Origin of the sequence: Oerskovia merdavium, from assembly GCF_014836755.1 — a bacterium.
Classification (GTDB): domain Bacteria; phylum Actinomycetota; class Actinomycetes; order Actinomycetales; family Cellulomonadaceae; genus Oerskovia; species Oerskovia merdavium.
The window spans coordinates 290,116-307,051 of record NZ_JACSQF010000001.1 but is presented as its reverse complement, the minus strand read 5'-3'; the positions used below and the strand labels follow the sequence as shown (position 1 = coordinate 307,051).

General features: G+C 73.2%; 14 protein-coding genes. 9 read left to right on the top strand and 5 right to left on the bottom strand.

Annotated features, from left to right (window positions below; genetic code table 11):
- Nucleotides 1-17: 17 nt before the first annotated feature.
- Genes H9641_RS01185 through H9641_RS01170 form a run of 4 tightly spaced genes read right to left on the bottom strand, consistent with a single transcriptional unit; the run spans nt 18 to nt 5,768 of the window.
- A complete protein-coding gene (locus H9641_RS01185; RefSeq protein ID WP_191800247.1) occupies nt 18-1,421 on the bottom strand; it encodes a type III PLP-dependent enzyme domain-containing protein in 1,404 nt (467 codons plus the stop codon).
- Nucleotides 1,418-2,323 carry an IclR family transcriptional regulator gene (locus H9641_RS01180; protein WP_191800244.1) on the bottom strand — a complete coding sequence of 302 codons (906 nt, stop codon included), beginning with the start codon at nt 2,321-2,323 and terminating at the stop codon, nt 1,418-1,420. The genes H9641_RS01185 and H9641_RS01180 overlap by 4 nt, the downstream gene beginning before the upstream one ends.
- Nucleotides 2,320-3,969 carry an N-acyl-D-amino-acid deacylase family protein gene (locus H9641_RS01175; RefSeq protein ID WP_191800242.1) on the bottom strand — a complete coding sequence of 550 codons (1,650 nt, stop codon included), beginning with the start codon at nt 3,967-3,969 and terminating at the stop codon, nt 2,320-2,322. The genes H9641_RS01180 and H9641_RS01175 overlap by 4 nt, the downstream gene beginning before the upstream one ends.
- Nucleotides 3,966-5,768, bottom strand: coding sequence for a beta-N-acetylhexosaminidase (locus H9641_RS01170; protein WP_191800240.1), 1,803 nt, complete (start codon nt 5,766-5,768; stop codon nt 3,966-3,968). Before H9641_RS01170 ends, H9641_RS01175 begins: the two co-directional genes overlap by 4 nt.
- 118 nt (nt 5,769-5,886) lie before the next feature.
- On the opposite strand from H9641_RS01170, the gene H9641_RS01165 reads away from it, so the two are divergent.
- The 8 genes from H9641_RS01165 (at nt 5,887) to hemQ (ending at nt 15,637) form a co-directional block, all read left to right on the top strand.
- Nucleotides 5,887-6,252 carry an ACT domain-containing protein gene (locus H9641_RS01165; RefSeq protein ID WP_191800238.1) on the top strand — a complete coding sequence of 122 codons (366 nt, stop codon included), beginning with the start codon at nt 5,887-5,889 and terminating at the stop codon, nt 6,250-6,252.
- Between the two features lie 82 nt (nt 6,253-6,334).
- Nucleotides 6,335-7,354, top strand: coding sequence for a LacI family DNA-binding transcriptional regulator (locus H9641_RS01160; protein ID WP_191800236.1), 1,020 nt, complete (start codon nt 6,335-6,337; stop codon nt 7,352-7,354).
- Nucleotides 7,355-7,712: 358 nt separating this feature from the next.
- Nucleotides 7,713-9,416, top strand: a complete 1,704-nt coding sequence (locus H9641_RS01155; RefSeq protein ID WP_191800234.1) for a glycoside hydrolase family 13 protein — start codon at nt 7,713-7,715, stop codon at nt 9,414-9,416.
- A gap of 83 nt (nt 9,417-9,499) precedes the next feature.
- A complete protein-coding gene (locus H9641_RS01150) occupies nt 9,500-10,891 on the top strand; it encodes an ABC transporter substrate-binding protein (protein ID WP_191800232.1) in 1,392 nt (463 codons plus the stop codon).
- A gap of 258 nt (nt 10,892-11,149) precedes the next feature.
- A complete protein-coding gene (locus tag H9641_RS01145) occupies nt 11,150-12,106 on the top strand; it encodes a carbohydrate ABC transporter permease (RefSeq protein ID WP_318244310.1) in 957 nt (318 codons plus the stop codon).
- Nucleotides 12,107-12,252: 146 nt separating this feature from the next.
- Entirely contained in the window at nt 12,253-13,221 is a 969-nt protein-coding gene (locus tag H9641_RS01140; RefSeq protein ID WP_191800602.1) for a carbohydrate ABC transporter permease, read from the top strand.
- A 396-nt stretch (nt 13,222-13,617) separates the two neighbouring features.
- Complete coding sequence (locus H9641_RS01135) at nt 13,618-14,814, top strand: ferrochelatase (RefSeq protein WP_191800230.1); 1,197 nt, start codon at nt 13,618-13,620, stop codon at nt 14,812-14,814.
- An 88-nt stretch (nt 14,815-14,902) separates the two neighbouring features.
- Complete coding sequence (gene hemQ, locus H9641_RS01130; RefSeq protein ID WP_191800228.1) at nt 14,903-15,637, top strand: hydrogen peroxide-dependent heme synthase; 735 nt, start codon at nt 14,903-14,905, stop codon at nt 15,635-15,637.
- Nucleotides 15,638-15,679: 42 nt separating this feature from the next.
- On the opposite strand, the gene H9641_RS01125 is transcribed toward hemQ, so the two are convergent.
- Nucleotides 15,680-15,943: a hypothetical protein gene (locus tag H9641_RS01125; protein WP_191800226.1), complete on the bottom strand. Its 264-nt coding sequence runs from the start codon at nt 15,941-15,943 to the stop codon at nt 15,680-15,682.
- Nucleotides 15,944-16,072: 129 nt separating this feature from the next.
- Here H9641_RS01125 and H9641_RS01120 point away from each other — a divergent pair, with 129 nt between their 5' ends.
- A complete protein-coding gene (locus tag H9641_RS01120; RefSeq protein ID WP_191800224.1) occupies nt 16,073-16,906 on the top strand; it encodes a tryptophan-rich sensory protein in 834 nt (277 codons plus the stop codon).
- Nucleotides 16,907-16,936 lie beyond the last annotated feature (30 nt).

Sequence of the window (16,936 nt, the reverse complement as noted above, 5' to 3'; positions counted from 1 at the left end):
GTCCGGGACGTGCAGGGTCAGAACTCGGTGCCGACCAGGTCGACCACCTGGTCGTCGTCGCTCACGACGGCTGCCACGCGCCACTTGTCGAACAGCGTGCACGGGTGCGAGATCCCGAACCCGACGACGTCGCCGGGCCGGATCTGCGTCGTGACCGGGGCGCTGCCCGCGGGTGCGGGGTCGACCGTGAGGTACAGGTGCTGGTCGTTGAGGCCCGTGACGCGCGCGCCCGCGAGGTCGTGCGCAGGGCGCAGACCTCCGTTCTCGTCGAGCGTGCGCAGCCACAGCGCGGTGGGCAGGTCGATGTCGTAGGACACGTCGCGCCGCCCCACGCCGCACAGCACCAGGCCCGGCTCGGGGACCGAGAGCACCTGGCCCCACACGACCGCGGCCGCGTGCATGGGCTCGCCGCCCGGGATGCGGTCCCACGGGTCCATGCGGGCGCAGAACCCGTGGTCGTGCGTGAGGTAGGCCCCCGAGCGCACGACGACGCGCACGTCGCGGGTGGTCTCGGTGCCGCCGCCGGTGCCCACGACCGTGAGCGGCCCGGGCAGCTCGGCGAGCACGACGTCGAGGAACGAGCTGCCGCCCGCGGTCACGACCACGGGCTCGTCGTCGGGGACCAGGCCCTCGCGCACGAACGCCGCCGCGACGTCGCGCAGGCCGCGGCAGTACGCCGCGACCTTGGCCAGGTCCTCGGGCGTGGTGCCGCCCGCGGCGGACCCCTCGTACCCGGCGACCCCGGGCAGTCGCAGGCCCGCGGCCCGCACGGCCCGCGCGAGGCCCAGCGCGTCGGCCGTGCTCCGCACGCCCGTCCGGCCGCCCGGGACACCGACCTCGACGAGCACGCCGAGGCCCGCGACCACGTCCTCCGAGGCGCCCGCGAAGCCGCGCGAGAGCAGCCCGACGCCCTCGATCGAGTCGACGTACACCCACACCTCGAACGGGGTGCCGCCGGGGGCGACCGAGGCCTCGAGCTCGCGGCGCAGCCACGCGATCTCGCGCGGGTCCACGAGCTCGTTCGCGAGGAACACGCGCTCGACGCCCCACGTGCGCACCACGCGGAGCTGCGCCGGGTTCGCGACGGTCGCGCCCCACGCCCCGGCGCGCGCCTGGCGGGCGTAGAGCCCGCGCGACATCGCGGTCTTGACGTGCGGCGCGTGCTCGACGCCGTGCTCGGCGCACAGCCGCGCCATGAGGGCCACGTTGTGGTCGAGGGCCGCGTCGTCGAGCGTCAGCAGCGGCCAGGAGAAGGCGTCGTCGGTGATGCGGGGGGAGTCCGCGAGGACGTCCGCGACGGTCCGCTCGGCGTCGAGCCGCAGGCCCTTGGTCGCGGGCCCGACGACGGCGCTCGGGTCCGCAGGGACGGTCGCGCGGGTGGACGGCTGGGTGGGGCGGTCGGCCTGGGTGGGGTCGGTCATGCGTTCCTCCCGGTGGGTTCGTAGCCGCAGCGCACGGAGCCCATCCCGGCGGAGACCGCACGGGCGGCCTGCACGACGAGCGGGCCCAGCTCGCGCACCCGGGCGGGTGGCATGTGCGAGGCGAGCGCGGAGACGGAGAGCGCGCCGATCGCGGTCTCCGTGTGGTCGACGACGGCGGCCGCGACGCAGCGCACCTCGGTCTCGTTCTCACGGTCGTCGATCGCGTAGCCGCGCTGGGCGACCGTGCGGAGCTCGGCGCGCAGCGCGTCGGGATCCGTCAGCGTCCGCGCGGTCACGGCCGACAGCGGGTGCGCGAGCACGGACTCGAGCAGGTCGACGTCGCTCGCGGCGAGGATCGCCTTGCCGACGCCCGTGCAGTACAGCGGCATGCGGTGCCCGATGCGCGAGGCCATGCGTACGACCGCGGTGTTCTCCTGCTTGTCGATGTAGACGACGTCGAGGCCGTCACGCACCACGAGGTGACACGTGGCCCCCGAGGCCCGCATGAGGTCCGCGAGGTGGGGCTCCGCGACCGTGCGCAGGTCGAGCCCCTCGAGGTAGGCCTGGCCGAGCCGCAGCGTCCCGGCTCCCAGCACGAACCGTCCGGCCGGGGTGCGCCGGACCAGGTGGACCTCGACGAGCGGGGCCAGCAGGCGCGAGACCGTGCTCTTGTGCGTGCCCAGCACGTCCGCGAGCTCGACGAGGCTCAGCCCGCGAGCCGCGTCGTGACGCAGGGCGTCGAGGATCGTCAGGGCGCGGCGGAGAGACTGGGACGAGTTCCGGGCGGAGTCGGCGGTGGCCTGCGGTGCGGGGGACGCCGGCCGGCTCACCGGGGCCGCTCGACCAGCCTGCTCGGCGCTCGCGGCTCCCTGCGCAGCGGCGGCACGCGCGGTCGCCGTCATGCGCGAGCCGCCGCGGCGGTCGGGCGCAGCGCGCGCCCCGGGGTCGCGCCGGTGGGCTGCCCGCCCGCGAGCACCGGCACGCCCGCGACGAGCACGTCGTCGATCCCTGTCGCGGGGCGGCGTGGGTCCTCGTACGTCGCGACGTCCTGCACGGTCTCGGGGTCGAGCAGCACGACGTCGGCGCGTGCGCCGGGGCGCAGGACCCCGCGGTCGGCGAACCCGAAGCGCTCGGCGGCCGCTGCGGACAGGTGCCGCTCGGCGTCGTGCCACGTCCAGTCGCCGAGCGTGCGCACGTGCTCGGCGAGGAAGCGCGCGAACGCTCCCCAGCCGCGTGGGTGGGGGCGACCGCCCTGGTAGATCGCGTCCGACCCGCCCATCTGGGCCGGGTGCCGGAGCAGCGCCCGGACCGACTCGGGGGAGTTGGTGGGGGGCTGGGCGAACACGCAGCCCGCGCGCAGGTGGGTCGAGACCAGGATCCGCAGCGTCGTCTCGACGGGGTCCAGGCCCAGGCGGTCGGCGACGTCGAGCAGCGCCATGCCCTCGCACCACTGCAGCTCACCGGGCACGGCGGCCATGGTCACGCGCTCCCAGAGGTCCGCGAGGCCGGGGAAGTGCTCGGCGCGGAGGCGCGCGACGACGTCGGGGTCCTGGAGCATCGCGACCGTGGCGTCCGGGTCCGCGATGGGCAACCACGTGGGCAGCGAGACCATCGAGAGGATCGAGCAGCCGCGCAGGTACGGGTAGGAGTCGAACGTGACGTCGAGCCCGGCCGCGTGGGCGTCCTCGACGTAGCCGACGAGCTCGTCCGCGGGTCCGTGGTAGTGCGAGACGTGGGTCGCGACGCCCGACGCCCGGGCGACCCGGACGAGCTCGGCCATCGCGGACCCGGCCTTGTCCTCGTAGCCGCGCATGTGGCTCACGTGGGGCAGGCCCTGCTCGGCGAGGACGCGGGTCAGCGCGACCAGCTCGTCGTCGGTCGCGTTCGAGGCCGGCGCGTACTCGAGGCCCGTGGACATGCCGCACGCGCCGTCGTCGAGGGCCTCGCGCAGCAGGGCGACCATGCGGGCCGTCTCGTCGGGGCTCGCGGGCCGGGCCGCGCCGCCCAGGACGTCGTAGCGCAGCGTGCCGTGCGGGACGAGGTAGGCGACGTTGAGGGGCGTGGTGCCCTCGTACGTCGCGAGCAGGTCGACGACCGAGCCGCCCCGGAACGTGGGGTGCTCGCCGTTGATCGCGCTGAAGTACCCCGTGGCCCAGGTGTGCGCGTCGGCGGTCCCGTCCGCGACGGGCAGCGGCGCGGAGGGCGCGTAGGACACGCCGTCCTGCCCCACGACGATGCTCGTGACGCCCTGGCGCAGCATCGCGAGCTGCACGTCCGGGTCCAGGACCGCGGCCTCGCCGTGCACGTGGGCGTCGACGAAGCCGGGGAACGCGATGCGGCCCGCGGCCTCGATCACGAGCGCCCCCGCGGGGACGGGCACGCTGCCCGCCGGGACGACGTCGTCGATCAGGTCTCCTGCGACCAGCAGGTCGACCGGTGCGGTCAGCCCGCCCGGGGCCGTGAGCCGCGCCCCGCGGACGACGAGCGTCACGTCGGTGCCGGGCTCGCGCTTGCCCTGAGCGTCCGTCGACGCCTGTGCCGCGCTCATGCCTGCCCCTCCGAGCTCGCGTCGCGTCCCTCGACCCAGCCGCCCACGCCGGCCCAGCCGCCCGCGGCCATCTCCTGGTCGAGGTGGCGCAGGAACCCGTGCACGCCGGGGCGCTGCTGCCAGGGCTTCGGCCCGTCGAGCGGACGGTACTCGACCCCCGCCGCGTCCAGGCGCGGCAGGTGGTCGTGCTCGAGCCGCGCGAGGAACTCGGCCGAGGCAGGAGCGCCCGGGGTGCGCTCCGCCGTCGGGCTCCAGACGACCTCCGCGAACGCCGCGAGGCGCGGGAACGCCGCGTAGTCCACGCGGCGCGGCGAGTCGAGGTGCTCCGACCACACCTCGGCCTGGGCGCCCAGCAGGCGACCGGGCGCCGCGTCGAGGCCCGGGTGCTGCGCCAGGACCTCGGCCGGGAACGGGTCGAACGCGTAGACGTCCTCGACCGTGCGGAGGAAGCCGACGGGGACGGGCTCGTCCTCGCCGTCGCCTGCGCGGTGGTCGAGGTAGACGACCTGCTCGGGGGCCATGACGACGTCGTTGCCCGCCTCGAGCGCGTGGGCTCCCACGGTGAAGCCGCGCCACGCGGTCACGACGACGTCACGCGGGAGCTGCTCGCCGAAGCCCTCGTCCCACACGACCGCCCGGCGTCCCCTGGCCGTGACGTGCTCGCTCAGGCGGGCCAGGAACCAGCCCGCGAGGTCCGCGACGTCCGGCAGGCCGAGCTCCGCGGCCCGCGCCACGATCGCCGGGTTCTCGCGCCACAGCGTCGTGGGGACCTCGTCGCCGCCGATCGCGATCCAGGGGGAGTCGAAGACGTCGCAGACCTCGTCCAGCACGTTCGTGAAGAACTCGAGCGCCTCGTCGGACGGGTCGAGCACCTCGGTGCTCACGCCCCACGTGGTGCGCACCGTGTGCGGGGTCTTGCGGGTCCCGAGGAACGGGTAGGCCGCGACGGCCGCCTCGACGTGCCCGGGAGCGTCGATCTCCGGCACGACGACGACGCCCCGCTCACGCGCGTAGGCGACGATCTCGCGCAGGTCGTCCTGGGTGTAGAAGCCGCCGTGCGGGCGCCCGTCGAAGACCCCCGTGCGCCACGTCCCGACGTTCGACTCGGTGCGCCAGCCGCCGACCTCCGTGAGGAGCGGGTAGCGGTGGACCTGCATGCGCCAGCCCTGGTCGTCCGTGAGGTGGAGCTGGACCACGTTGAGCTTGTGCGCGGCCGCGAGGTCGACGAACCGCATGACCTCGCGCTGGGGCAGGAAGTGCCGCGCGACGTCGAGCAGCACGCCTCGCCAGCCGAAGCGCGGACGGTCCTCGATCGTGAGGGCGGGCAGACGGACGGCGCTCGCCGGGTCCCCGGGGGCCGCGTCGACCGGAGCCGTCCGGTAGGCCTGCGGGCCCGCGAGCTGGCGCAGGGTCTGGACGCCCGCATGGGCACCGGCCACGTCGGCAGCCGTGAGCAGCACGGCCTGCGGGGTGATCTCGAGGCGGTAGCCGCCCGCGGGGCGCGTCGCGTCGAGGGCGAGGGTCACGCCCGGGCGGGCCGCGTCGTCGGGCGTCCCGGTGGCGGGAGCCGGACCGTCGGACGCCGAGGTGGCCGGGCCGGCGGAGGCGCCGGGAGCGACGAGGAACGGCAGGTCCACGCCGAACGCGGCCTCGGTGGTCCGGCGCCACCAGCGCGCGGCCGCAGCGAGGGCCGGGTCCGTGCGGACGGGCGTGCCGTCGGTCAGCGGAAAGGTGCCGGTGGCGGGCTGAAGGCTCACGGGCGCGGGCAGGAGCCCGGGCGAGAGGGTGGGGGCGCTCACCCGTCGAGCCTAACCACGGCGAGGCGCTCGCGGTGTGCCGCGCACACGGGTTGTTGTGCACTGCACGACGGCCGCCGTGACGATCTGCGTGTCGGTGGCGCGCCCTAGGCTCGCGGGCATGCCCGCCCAGAAGCTGCGCCTCCTCGACACCTTCTTCACGCTCGCGCACGAGCCCCACGCCGCGTTCCCCGACGACGACGAGTGGGTCGCGCTCGTGCGTGCGCCCGAGGGTCTGACGGTCCTGCGCGAGGCCTCGCCCTTCGGCGGCGGCGGCGACCGCTGGGCAGGGTTCTACGGCGACCCCCACGGGCTGGGCAAGCCCGGCATGCTCGCGGCGATCGTCGGGCCGCTCGCCGAGGCGAGCATCTCGGTGTTCGTCGCCTCGACGTTCCACGCGGACCTCGTGCTGGTCCCCGAGGACTCGGTCGAGGCCGCCGTCGACGTGCTGACCGACGCGGGGCACACCGTGACGCGGGGTCGCTGACCGCACCGAGAGGATCCGCAGGGATCGCTCAAGGTTGCGCAAGTGAACGCAAGCGGCTTGCGCGCTGCGTATAGTCAGCAGCATGTCCAGACGACTTGCCGAGGTGGCCAAGAAGGTCGGCGTCAGCGAGGCCACGGTCAGCCGCGTGCTCAACGGCAAGCCGGGAGTCTCCCAGGCGACGCGCGACTCCGTCCTCACGGCCCTCGACGTGCTCGGGTACGAGCGGCCCACCAAGCTGCGCGGTGAGCGAGGCCGGCTCGTCGGCCTCGTCCTCCCCGAGCTCGCGAACCCCATCTTCCCCGCGTTCGCCGAGGTCATCGGTGGTGCGCTGGCTCAGCAGGGGTTCACGCCAGTGCTCTGCACGCGCACCGCGGGCGGCATCACCGAGTCCGAGTACATCGACCTGCTGCTCGGCCAGCAGGTCTCGGGCGTGCTCTTCGCGGGCGGCTTCTACGCGCAGCGAGAGGCCGACCACGAGCCGTACCGGCGCCTGGCCGAGCGCAACCTGCCCGTGGTCCTCATGAACGCCTCGATCGAGTCGCTCGACTTCCCGCGGGTCTCGTGCGACGACGTCGTCGCCATGAACCAGGCGCTCGGGCACGTCCTGTCCCTGGGGCACCGCCGGATCGGGTTCCTGCTCGGCCCCGCCGACCACATCCCGTCCGAGCGCAAGCTCGCGGCGGCGCACGCGCTCGCCGCGCGCCACGGCGTGACCATCGACCCGGAACTGGTCCAGCACAGCCAGTACTCGCTCGAGAGCGGCCAGGCCGCCTCGGTGCGGCTCCTCGAGGCAGGGGCCACCGCGATCGTGTGCGCGAGCGACCCGCTCGCGCTCGGCGCGATCCGGGCCGTGCGCCGGGCGGGCAAGGAGGTCCCGACCGACGTGTCGGTCGTCGGCTACGACGACTCGTCGCTCATGAACTCGACCGATCCCGCGCTCACGACCGTCCGCCAGCCCATCGAGCCCATGGGGCGCGCGGCCGTCGACCTGCTCGCGAGCATGATCGCGGGGGCCGACGTGTCGCGCGACGAGCTGCTGTTCGAGCCCGAGCTCGTGGTGCGTGCCTCGACCGCGCCGCTGAACACGAGCGGTACCCGCTAGGCGAGCGGTACCGCGGCACCGAGAGGGCGCCGCCCTGGGGGAACCCGGGGCGGTGCCCTTCGTCGCGCCCGGCGCTGCTCGCTGGGTGCGGAGTTCTTGCGGGGCACGCCCGGCGAGTCGCACAAGAACTCCGCACTCAGCAGCGCGCCGTTCGGGAGTCGCCCTACCCACCGCCCAAGGTCGCGTTTCGATAACGCTCTTGTCGAGTTCTTGCGCGCAACCTGTCGACTGATTACGTTAATGCTCAAGACGACGGATCCACGGATCAGGAGTCCAGCGGCACGCCCACCCGGGACGCCGCGCTCGACGCAGAGCACCCGTTCATCGCTGAACGGGACGGACGGAAGACGAGGACACGGTGCGCGAGGACGACTCGACCCGAACGACGGCCGACCCCACCTGGTGGCGGGACGCAGTCATCTACCAGGTGTACGTGCGCAGCTTCGCGGACGGTGACGGCGACGGCACGGGAGACCTGGCCGGCGTGCGGCAGCACCTGCCCTACCTGCGCGACCTGGGCGTCGACGCGATCTGGTTCACCCCCTGGTACCTGTCCCCGCTCGCCGACGGTGGCTACGACGTCGCGGACTACCGCGAGATCGACCCGCAGTTCGGCACCCTCACCGAGGCCGAGCAGCTCATCACCGAGGCCCGCGAGCTGGGCATCCGCACGATCGTCGACGTCGTGCCCAACCACGTCTCGGCCGCGCACCGCTGGTTCCAGGCCGCGCTCGACGCTGGCCCCGGATCGCCCGAGCGCGAGCGCTTCTGGTTCCACCCCGGCAAGGGCCCGGGCGGCGACGAGATGCCCACGCACTGGGTCTCCGACTTCCAGGGCACCACCTGGACCCGCACCACGAACCCCGACGGCACGCCCGGCGAGTGGTACCTGCACCTGTTCACGCCCGAGCAGCCGGACCTCAACTGGAACCACCCCGACGTCCGGCGCGAGCACGAGGACATCCTGCGCTTCTGGTTCGACCGCGGTGCCGCCGGCATCCGCATCGACTCCGCCGCCCTGCTCGTCAAGGACGCGACGCTCCCCGAGGTCCCGGCCCACCCCGGCCCGGGCGAGCACCCCCACGTCGACCGCGACGAGATCCACGACATCTACCGCGGCTGGCGCGCCGTCGCCGAGTCCTACGACGAGCCGCGCGTCCTGGTGGGCGAGGTCTGGCTCGCCGACCGTGCCCGGTTCGCGCAGTACCTGCGCCCCGACGAGATGCACACCGCGTTCAACTTCGACTTCATGGCCCGTCCCTGGGACGCCAAGTCGTTGCGCGAGTCCGTCCAGACGACGCTCGACGCGCACGCCCCCGTCGGCGCCCCCGCCACGTGGGTCCTGTCCAACCACGACGTGACCCGCCCCGTGACGCGCTACGGCCGCGAGGACAGCGCGTTCGCCTTCCCCGCCAAGCGCTTCGGCACGCCGACAGACCTGGCCGCGGGACGCCGTCGGGCCCGGGCCGCCGCCCTGCTCTCCGCCGCCCTGCCCGGCTCGCTGTACGTCTACCAGGGCGACGAGCTCGGCCTGCCCGAGGTCGAGGACCTCCCGCTCGACGTCATCAACGACCCCATGCACTTCCGGTCCGGGGGAGTGGACCCCGGCCGCGACGGCTGCCGCGTCCCCCTGCCGTGGACGCGCGGCGGGAGCAGCCACGGGTTCGGGCCCGACGGCGGCGCTCACCCCTGGCTGCCCCAGCCGGCCGGGTGGGGCGACCTGTCCGTCGAGGCACAGGCCGACGACGACGCGTCGATGCTCAGCCTCTACCGCCGCGTCCTCGCGCTCCGTCACGGCGACCCCGCGTTCCGCGGCGACTTCGCCTGGGCGGACGTCCTGCCCGGCGAGGCGACGAGCGACCAGGTGCTCGCGTTCACGCGCGACGACGTGCTGTGCCTCGTCAACCTCGGCCCCGCCGTCCCGCTGCCCGCAGGGTACGACGTGCTCCTGGCGAGCGCCGACCTCGAGCAGGGCGCCGCCGGCGCAGAGCTGCCCACCGACACGGCCGCGTGGCTCCGGCGCACCCCGCCCGGCCACACGACCGGCACCACCCCGACCTGACCAGCCCACCCACCCGCACCCACCACCGCAACCGCGCTGGGCAGCACCGCCCAGCACACCCGCCCGCACAAGGAGCAGAGACAATGAAGTCCACACGCCGCGCGATCGCCCTCACCCTCGTGGGGGCCCTCACCGCCACCGCCCTCGCCGCCTGCTCGAGCTCCGGCTCGGGCGAGGGCGACGGAGAGTCCGCCGACGGGAAGACCACCCTCAAGGTCGTCTCCCTGCTGCCCGGCTCCGAGCCCGAGGCCATCGACGCCTTCAACGAGCAGGTCAAGCAGTTCGAGGACGCCAACCCCGACATCGACGTCGTGCCCGAGGAGTACGAGTGGAAGGCGACCACGTTCGCCGCCCAGCTCGCCGGCGGCACCCTGCCCGACGTGTTCGAGATCCCGTTCACCGACGCCAAGACCCTCGTCGAGAACAAGCAGATCGCCGACCTCGACACCCAGTTCCGCACCCTGCCGTACGCCGACAAGTTCAACCCCGCGATCATCGAGGCAGGGACCGGCCCCGACGGGCACGTCTACGCGATCCCCGCCAAGAACGTCTACGGCGTCGGCCTGCACTACAACCGGGCCCTGTTCGAGTCCGCAGGCCTCGACCCCGACTCCCCGCCCACCACCTGGGACCAGGTCCGCGAGTACGCCAAGAAGATCGCCGACGCCAACCCCGGCGTCGCCGGCTACGCCCAGATGACCCAGAACAACACGGGCGGCTGGCAGCTCACCGTCAACACCTACTCGCGCGGCGGACGCGTCCAGGAGGTCGGCGACGACGGCAAGGCCACCGAGTCGCTCGACAACGACGGCACCAAGGAAGCCCTCGAGTTCCTCCAGGCCCTGCGCTGGGAGGACAACTCCATGGGCAGCAACTTCCTGCTCGACTGGGGCACCATGAACGAGGCCTTCGCCGCAGGCCAGGTCGGCATGTACACGTCGGGCTCCGACGTCTACACCTCGATGGTCCAGTCCAACGGGCTCGACCCCGCGACCTACGGCCTCACCGCCCTCCCGCTCGACGGCGACGACGCCGGCGTCCTCACGGGCGGCACGCTCGCCGCGATGCCCGCCAAGGCCACCGACGACAAGAAGGCCGCCGCCGTCAAGTGGATCGACTTCTTCTACCTCAACAAGCTCGTCGACCAGGATGCCGCCGTCAAGGACGCCCAGACGCTCGTCGCGAGCGACCAGCCCGTCGGCACCCCCGTGCTCCCCATGTTCAGCAAGGAGCAGTACCTGGAGAACCAGGAATGGATCAAGGACTACATCAACGTCCCGCTGAACCAGATGACCGGGTACACCGACACCATGTTCGACCTGCCCCTCGTCGGTGAGCCGTCGCAGAAGACGCAGGAGATCTACGCGCTCATCGACCCCGTCGTCCAGGCCGTGCTGACCGACCAGAACGCCGACATCGACAAGCTGCTGGCGGACGCGAACAAGCAGGCACAGGCGCTGCTCGACCAGGGGTGACGTGCTGGGTGAGGTGACGCGGGGGACGGGGCCGGGCCTTCCATCCGGCCTCGTTCCTCGGCCTCCCGCCAGACCCGCCACGGCCCGGCCCCGTCCCCCGCATCCCCTCCCGGCCGGCAACCCTGTCTCGCCCGGGGCTCACCCGGAGCTCGTGAGCAGGCCGGGGCAACCCGGCCACAGACTCCCGGTCGGTCGTGGGCGCCCCCTCCGACCGACCGGGAACCCTCTTCTCCTCTCCCTGAACCCGAAGGACCCCTCGTGACCGCGACCAGTGCACCACCGCGCAGACGCCACGAAGCGCCTGCCGACAAGCCCGCCCGACGACGGTCGCCCGCGACCTGGGTGCGCGGCGGCGGGCTCAGCAACCTGATCTTCCTGCTGCCCGTGATCGTGATCTTCGGGGTCTTCTCGTGGTTCCCCATCGTGCGCGCGCTCATCATGAGCGTGCAGGAGACCAACCTCGTCGACACCCAGTTCGTGGGGCTCGACAACTTCCGGTACGTCCTGGCCGACCCGTTGCTGTGGACCGCGGTCAAGAACACGGCCTACTTCGCGTTCCTCGCGCTCCTGTTCGGCTACCCGATCCCGCTCGTGGCCGCGGTGCTCATGAGCGAGGTGCGGCGGTACAAGGGGTTGTACTCGGCGCTGGCCTACCTGCCGGTCGTGGTCCCGCCCGTCGTCGCGGTGCTGCTGTGGAAGTTCTTCTACGACGGCAGCCCCAACGGCGTGTTCAACACGATCCTCGGCTGGGTGGGCCTGGGGCCGTACCCGTGGCTCCAGGACGCGTCGACCGCGATGCCGTCGCTCGTCCTCGCGGCCACGTGGGCCGGCGCGGGCGGCACGATCATCATCTACCTCGCGGCCCTCACGAGCGTCCCGCCCGAGCTCTACGACGCGGCCGAGGTCGACGGCGCGGGCGTGTGGCGCAAGGTGTGGCACGTGACCATGCCCCAGCTGCGCGGCGTCCTGTTCATCACCCTGATCCTGCAGATCATCGGGACCGCGCAGGTGTTCCTCGAGCCGTACCTGTTCACGGGCGGCGGCCCCGCGAACTCGACCATCACGATCCTGCTGCTCATCTACAACTACGCGTTCGCGAACAGCCTGGGCGGCAACTACGGCGCGGCGACCGCCCTGTCGCTCATGCTCGCGCTCGCCCTCGCGGCCTTCTCCGCCCTGTACTTCCGTCTGACCCGGTCCTGGAGCACCTCATGACGACCTCGCGCACAGACCGTCCTGCCGCCTCGGGCGGTACGTCCCCCGCGGGGCGCGGGGCCACGCCCGGTGACCTGCCCGACGGCGCGGCGCACCCCGGCACGTACCCTCCGGCCGAGGAGGTCTCGGCCCAGGCCGGCGGCTCGATGGCCGCGCTCGCCGAGAAGGCCCTGCTGACCCGACGCGAGGGCGACGCGGCGCGCGAACGCAAGAACCGCCGTCGGGCGCTGGACGCCGTGGCCGACCGCGGCGCGGTGTCGACCGCGGACTGGCGCCGCCCCTCGGTGCGCTTCGGGATGGGAGGCACGCACGTCCTGCTGCTCGTGCTGCTCGTCGTCGCGGGGCTCGGGCCCATGCTGCTGCTCGCCAAGTTCGCGATCACGCCCACGCAGGACATCCTGCGCACGCCCATGGCGATCTTCCCCAACGGGATCGCCTGGGACAACCTCGACAAGGCGTGGAACGAGGTCCAGATCAGCAAGTACTTCTTCAACACGATCTGGCTCGCGCTCGGCTCGTGGGCCGTGCAGATGGTCGTCGCCACGACCGCCGGCTACGCGCTGTCGGTCCTGCGCCCGCGCTACGGCAAGGCGATCCAGGCAGCGGTGCTGTCGACCATGTTCATCCCGGCCGTGGTGCTGCTCGTCCCGCTGTACCTGACGATCCTGAACCCGCCCCTGCTGGGCACCTCCCTCATCAACAGCTTCTGGGCAGTGTGGCTGCCGGCGGGCGCGAGCGCGTTCAACGTGCTCCTCGTGCAGCGCTTCTTCGACAACCTGCCGCGCGAGGTCTTCGAGGCCGCGCGGGTCGACGGCGCGGGGCCCTACCGGTTGTTCTGGTCGATCGTTCTACCCATGTCCAAGCCCATCCTGGGCGTGGTCTCGGTGTTCGCGATCATCGCGAGCTGGAAGGACTTCCTCTGGCCGCTCCTGGTCCTCAAGGACCCGCTGATCCAGCCGCTGTCGGTGCGCCTGCCCGCGATCGCGGCCACGACCGACAAGGGCGTGTTCCTCGCGGCGCTCGCGATCTCGACCATCATCCCCGTGCTGCTGTTCCTCGTGTTCCAGCGCACGTTCCTCCAGGGTGCGGGGCTCGGGGGAGCGGTCAAGGGGTAGCCGGGAGGCACGGAGTGCGCCGGTGCGCCGGGTGGGTCACCTGGTGCGCCGACCGCCGTGCGCTCGCCCGGTCGCACAGCCGAGCGGGCGCACGGTCGGTCGTTCGCGAGATGCGGTGAACGGGGGTCGGAGGATGCCTTCCGACCCCCGTCCGTCGTATCTCGCGGACTATCCCGGGGGTTCCCGCGTCGGTTCCGCGACGGTCTCGGCACGGTCTGAGGCGCGGTTCCCGCCCCGGGCGCAGGCCCGCCCGGCGCCCGCGCAACCGCTCCCGCACCGCGGGCCGCGGCCTCGCCGACCGCCCGCAGCTGTTCTGACGATCTGTCCCGTCAATGTCACGTCGGGGTCGTCCGACTCCGGCGAAGAACCTCCAGGAACGCCTGACATGATGGCGACATGCCCTCGTTCTCGCCCCAGACGACGGCCGCCGGACCCGGTGCACGGACCAGCACCGCTCCTGCCGCTGCCGCAGAAGTCCGCCCCTACGACGCCCTCCTCCTGTACTCGTTCGGAGGGCCCAACAAGCCCGAGGACGTCGTGCCGTTCCTGCGCAACGTCACGGTCGGCAAGGGGATCCCCGACTCGCGCCTCGAGGAGGTCGGCGAGCACTACTACGGGTTCGGCGGCAAGAGCCCCATCAACGAGCAGAACCTGGCCCTCAAGGCCGCGCTCGAGGAAGAGCTCGCCTCGCGCGGGATCGACCTGCCCGTCGTGTGGGGCAACCGCAACTGGGAGCCGTACACGCGCGACGCCGTCGAGCAGCTCGCCGGTGCGGGCGCCCAACGCGTCGTGGCCCTCGTGACCTCGGCCTTCTCGTCCTACTCCGGGTGCCGTCAGTACCGCGAGGACCTCGCGCTCACGCTCGACGCCCGCGGTGAGCTCGGCCCCGACGGCTCGACCGGCATCCAGTTCGACAAGGTGCGCTCGTACTTCAACCACCCCGGGTTCGCGCAGGCCAACATCGACGCCGTGCTCGAGGGCTACGAGGCGCTCGCGGCCAAGGGGGGCGACGTCGCCGAGGCGCGCCTCGTGTTCGTCACGCACTCCATCCCGCTGACCATGGAGGCCGCGTCGCGCATCTCGCACGCGACCTACTCGCGCCAGCACCTCGACCTGGCCCGCGTCGTCGCCGAGGAGGTCTCGGCACGTCTCGGCCACGAGGTCGAGTGGAACCTGACGTTCTGCTCGCGCTCGGGCCCGCCCGCGCAGCCGTGGCTCGAGCCGGACGTCAACGACCACCTCGAGTCGCTCGCGGCCGACGACGTCACGAACGTCGTGCTCTCGCCCATCGGCTTCGTGTCGGACCACATGGAGGTCGCGTACGACCTCGACACCGAGGCCATGGAGACCGCGTCGCGCCTCGGGATCACCGCGGTGCGGGCCGGGACCGTGGGGACCCGCGCCCCGTTCGTGGCCGGCCTGGTGGACCTGGTCCTCGAGCGCGCGGCCATCGCGCGCGACGAGAAGTTCACCGAGGCGGTCGTCGGTGAGCTCGGCCCGTTCCGTTCGGTGTGCGCACCGGACTGCTGTCTGCGACGCGACGGCGAGCCCAGCGGCATCCCTGCGCTGTGCAGCACCGACCTGCACCGCTGACCCCGACCACACGGCGGCCCCCGGTCGCCACGACCCGCCCTCGGGACGCCGACGTCACCGGGGCTCCCGCACCGAGAGAGGCACGACGATGAACGACGCGCACCGCGTCCCCGTGGACCACGAGCAGATCAACGACGCGATCCGCTACACCATGTGGTCGGTCTTCGCGCTGGCCGAGTCGCTGCCGGCGGACCCCGCCGAGCGCACCGAGATGGTCGAGGCCGCGCTCGCCGCGGTGGGCGGCGGCGACGACCCGTCGGCCGTCGACGGCGACCTCGTGGTCCGCGGCTGGTACGACGTGGGCGGCCTGCGCTCCGACGCCGACCTCATGGTGTGGTGGCACGGCCCGAGCATCGAGTCGGTCCAGGGTGCCTACCAGCGCCTGCGCGCCAGCGACCTCGGCCGTCACCTCGAGCCGGTCTGGTCGAACGCCGCGCTGCACCGCCCGGCCGAGTTCAACCGGGGCCACGTCCCGGCGTTCCTGATGAACGAGGAGCCGGGGGCGTACCTGTGCGTGTACCCGTTCGTGCGCTCCTACGACTGGTACCTGCTGCCCGACGCCGAGCGCCGCACCATGCTGCGCGACCACGGCCTCGCGGCGCGCGACTACCCGGACGTGCGCGCCAACACGGTCGCGTCGTTCGCGCTCGGCGACTACGAGTGGCTCCTGGCCTTCGAGGCCGCAGAGCTGCACCGCATCGTCGACCTGATGCGCGAGCTGCGGGCCACCGAGGCGCGTCGCCACGTGCGTGAGGAGACGCCGTTCTTCACGGGGCCCCGGACCACGCTGATCGAGTGGGCGGGGCGCCAGCCGCTGTCCTGAGCCGTCCGCCCGTCCGCCGAGCGCGGGGCGGCTGTCGAGGATCTACGACGGCTGCTCCGCACTCGGCGCCTCTTCCCGGGCGTCGAGGACGCGGCCGAACGCCCCGAACAGATCGAGCGACATCGGCACGTGGCCGTGCTCCCACATCGGTGCGACGTACTGCTGCTCGACGAAGGTCCGGTCGGTCGTCGGCGCCGGATCCGCCGCCGGTCCTGCCGATCCCGTCGTCGGTCCTCCCGAGGCCTCGGCCCCGGGGGCAAGGAGGCGGACGAGGGCGCCGAGGGCCGCTCGCAGCATGCTGTTCATCTGGTTCTCCGACGGCGGGCCGCGACGCGGCGATCTGCTGGCGCCGGAGCGTAACCGGTCGGAGAACCCCGGCGCCAGCCGGGTGCGCCCCAGATGCTCAGCATGCTGAGCGTTGGCATGCTGGGAGGCATGAGCACCGACCGACACACCGCCACGCCCCAGCCGGTCGAGGTCACCACGACCTCCGACCGGGTCCGTCAGGTCACGGTCCTCGTCGGGGCCGTGGTCGCGATCGCGGGGGCCGCCTTCGGGTCCGGCGCGTTCGGGGGCCAGGCGATCCAGGACGCCGCCGGGGGAGCCCTGGCGGCCGACGCGACCGTGGTCGCCCCCGACGGCCCGGCGTTCTCGATCTGGTCCTTGATCTACCTCGGGCTCGCGGTCTTCGCGGTCTACCAGGCGCTCCCGCGCCACGCCGCCGACACCCGGCTGCGCGCCGTGTCCTGGTGGGTCCTGGCCTCGATGCTGCTCAACGCCGCGTGGATCGGCGTCGTCCAGACGGGGGTCCTGCCGCTCAGCGTCCTGGTGATCGGTGTCCTCGTCGCGGTGCTCGCCGTGATCCTCGTGCGGCTCGTCCGGACCCCTCCCACGAACGCCGTGCAGGCTGTCGTCCTGGACGGCACCGTCGGCCTCTACCTGGGCTGGGCCAGCGTGGCCACGCTCGCGAACGTCGCTGCGACGCTCGCCGACGCAGGCGTGGACCTGGGCCTCGGTGCGACCGCCTGGGGCGTGCTCGTCGTCCTGGCCGGTGCGGTCCTGGCCGTCGCCTACGCGGTCTTCGCGGCGGGGCGGCCCGTGGTCGCGGTCGGGATCGGGCTGGCCATGGCCTGGGGGCTCGGCTGGATCGCCGTCGGTCGGGCGGACGGCCCGCTGGTCGACACCACGGTCGCGCTCGCGGCCGGCCTCGCCGCGGGCGTCGCGCTCCTGGCCCCCGTCGTGACCACGCTGCGCGCGCGTCGGGGCTGACGCGCCGCCGTCGGGCAGGGCGCGCACGTC